This is a genomic window from Faunimonas sp. B44 (genome assembly GCF_052655945.1).
Genome location: NZ_JBQYEX010000041.1, coordinates 1 through 3,028, shown reverse-complemented (window position 1 = coordinate 3,028; position 3,028 = coordinate 1). Strand labels below are relative to the sequence as shown.

The 3,028-nt window shown below is 63.2% G+C and carries 2 protein-coding genes and 2 pseudogenes; 1 reads left to right on the top strand and 3 read right to left on the bottom strand.

Annotation, left to right across the window (positions count from 1 at the left end; genetic code table 11):
* Positions 1–268 precede the first annotated feature (268 nt).
* Entirely contained in the window at positions 269–841 is a 573-nt protein-coding gene (locus ACUN0C_RS20100; protein ID WP_445468183.1) for an NADPH-dependent FMN reductase, read from the bottom strand.
* Positions 842–1,041: 200 nt separating this feature from the next.
* Here ACUN0C_RS20100 and ACUN0C_RS20095 point away from each other — a divergent pair, with 200 nt between their 5' ends.
* Positions 1,042–2,589: a phospholipase D family protein gene (locus ACUN0C_RS20095; RefSeq protein ID WP_445468182.1), complete on the top strand. Its 1,548-nt coding sequence runs from the start codon at positions 1,042–1,044 to the stop codon at positions 2,587–2,589.
* A 58-nt stretch (positions 2,590–2,647) separates the two neighbouring features.
* Here ACUN0C_RS20095 and ACUN0C_RS20090 read toward each other — a convergent pair.
* Together ACUN0C_RS20090 and ACUN0C_RS20085 are read right to left on the bottom strand one after the other, a co-directional pair.
* Positions 2,648–2,820, bottom strand: a pseudogene (locus ACUN0C_RS20090) (transposase); the annotation flags it as partial.
* 78 nt (positions 2,821–2,898) lie between these two features.
* A pseudogene (locus ACUN0C_RS20085) lies at positions 2,899–3,028 on the bottom strand (IS630 family transposase); the annotation flags it as partial.

Genomic DNA, 3,028 nt, shown 5'->3' with positions numbered 1-3,028 from the left:
AAGAAGTTTACCCGAGCACGAGCCGATGCCGGAGCAACTTGTAGCGGTCAGGTACGGGCGCGACGAACGGTGCCCTCCGGGAAACGGCTCCCGTTTCCGGCCGATCGAGAACAGCTCTGTGGCGGAAGCGTGCGACCGTGCTCGCCACCGAGGAAGACGTCATGGTTCGGTCCGATCCGGAGAACTCGTGGCTGGGGTCAGCCGTTCGGAACGCTATGACCGCAAAGCACTCCGGGATTTCAGCCGCGGAGCCATGCTCGCCAGGGGCTCAGCTCGAGCGCGGATAGACGGTCAGCACACGTCTGATGAAGTCCCGGAACTCCTGCATGTAAGTCCGCAGGAACTCCTCCGTTGCTTCGACACTGACCTCGCCCTCATCCGAGATCAGGCCGGGCTTGAACTGAATGTAGGCTTCGACCGCGTTCATCATCGGGGAGTTGCAGAAGCTGAGAATGCTCTTGAGATGCTGCTGCCCCACCGCAGTGCCAATCGCGCCGGGCGACGTGCCAATGATCGCAGAGGGCTTGCGGGTGAACGAGTTCTGGCCATAGGGACGGCTCGCCCAGTCGATGGCATTTTTCAATGCACCTGGTATGGAGCGATTGTATTCCGGCGTGACGAAGAGGACAGCGTCCACGGCCGTGATCGCTGCTTTGAAGTCCTTCGCGACCTGGGGATAATCGCTGTCGTAGTCATAGCTGTAGAGTGGCAGATCACCGAACGGAATCTCTCGCATCGCCAGCTCCGTCGGCGCCAGCCGAACGAGAGCCTTGGCGAGCTTCCGGTTGATCGACTTCCGAGCGAGGCTGCCCACAAAGTATCCGACTGTGAAGTCTGGCATCTCATCCTCCCTGCACTTGCGACCTCCGCACGTGCCGTTGTCCCACAATCGATCGAGAAGGCGCTGGTCATGTTCTCGTTCAGGTCGTGGCAAGCTTGGCAGCGGATCTCCTGTCGAAGCGCCTGCGCCTGCGCCCGTGGCCGCTCCCGCACAACCGTGCGAGGTTATTGTGATCTAGGGCGACCCTGCGCGGGGGAGAAGTGAAGGCGCTCCTGCTGATTGTGACCGCATTTGTTGCCGCCCTGGTGGGCGCGCACCTCATCTTCCGTCCGCCGACCCTCGAAGGGCGCAGCACCAGCGAGGCCGTAGAAGCGTCAATCATGACGCCACTCGGGCGCCTTGCCCTCACGCCGCCGGAAGGCCGAGCGGGAGACAGCGGTGTCGTGCCGCTCATCGATGCGCTGGATGCGTTTGCCGCCCGGGTAGCATTGATCCGGTCGGCGGAGGTGTCGCTCGACGTCCAGTACTACATCTGGCAACGCGACACGACCGGACTGATCCTGCTCGACGAACTCCGGCGCGCCGCCGGACGCGGCGTCCGCATCAGGCTTCTGCTCGACGACAACGGCATCTCGGGCCTCGACCGCGATCTCGCTGCGCTTGATGCGGTGCCGAATGTGGAAGTGCGTCTGTTCAACCCCTTCATCCTGCGCCGGCCGAAGGCCCTCGGCTTCGCGTTCGACTTCTTCAGGTTGAACCGGCGGATGCACAACAAGTCGCTCACTGCAGACGGCGCTCTGAGCATTCTTGGCGGGCGCAACGTGGGCGACGTCTATTTCGCGTTCGGCGACGGCGTACAGTTCATCGACGCGGACGTTCTCGTAACCGGCGCAGCAGCGGCGGAGATCGGAGATGATTTCGACCGGTACTGGTCAAGCCGCTCGGCACACCCGGCCGACAGGATCCTCCCGAATCCCGATGAAACCGCTCTCGCTGAACTCACTGCAGACGCCAGCGCAGCTGCCAACACGGCCGAAGGACGGAAATACTCCGAGCAGTTGCAAGGGTCGCACGTGGTGACGGGGATCATCTCAGGTGGCCTGACGTTCGAGTGGACGGACGTGATCCTTGTAAGCGACGATCCGGCGAAGGGGCTTGGCCATGCCGAGGTCAACGACCTTCTTTTCCCCCAGCTCATGGAGCTCCTGGCCCGGCCGAGCGCTTCGGTGGATCTGGTTTCCGCCTACTTCGTGCCGGGCGTGCGTTTCGCTCACGCACTCGCGAATCTCGCTCGAGACGGCACGCGGGTTCGAATACTCACGAACTCGCCGGACGCCACCGACGTCATCATCGTCCACAGTGCGTACGTGAACTATCGGCCCGAGCTCCTGCGCGCCGGTGTCGAGCTCTACGAGCTGAAGGCCGCATTCGCGGCGGACCCGGAGGATGAACGCCTCGGGGCTGCGGGGTCCTCCCGTGCAAGCCTCCATTCGAAGGCACTGGCGGTTGACGGAAGACGCATCTTCATCGGCTCGTTCAACTTCGATCCGCGCTCGTTCGCTCTCAATACGGAGATGGGAGTTCTGATCGACAGCCCAGCCTTGGCGGCAGGGCTCGCCCGGGCCTTCTCCGAAATCTTTCCCGATAGGAGCTACCAACCAGCCCTCCTCGACGACGGCTCTCTGGGCTGGGCCGAAACCTCGGCCGCTGGAGGCGTAGTCCACCACCACGATGAACCTGGAACGACCCTCCTCACGCGCTGCATGCTATCGCTGCTCGGCTGGCTGCCGATCGAGTGGCTGCTTTGACCTTCCATTGGCAGGGACCGGGAACGTAAGATTCAGGGATGCGGTGCGTGCCGCTCCCGGCAAGCAGCTTCTTCAGCCGGGCGTTCTCGTCCTCCACCGTCTTCTGGCGCCGGGTGTCCGAGACGGACATACTGCCGAACTTCGCACACCGCGCATAGAAGGTCGCCGAGGTCATCCCGTGCTTCCGGCACAGCTCCGCGACCGGCGGCCCGCTTCTCGCTCCTCCAGGATCCCGGTGACCTGTTCTACGCTGAACGTCTATCACTTCATGTCAGTCCTCGCGCCAGGGCTAACTCCTAGAGCGGACTCCTACCAGTCTGGATCGCATCCGCAGGCGCTGAAGTAGTTGGCGCATTCGGCTGGGGAGAAGGCGTCTGCGATGCGTCCGATGGTTGCCCAGAGGGCCTCGACGGTGCGCTCTGCCGCTCGTCGGAGCAGG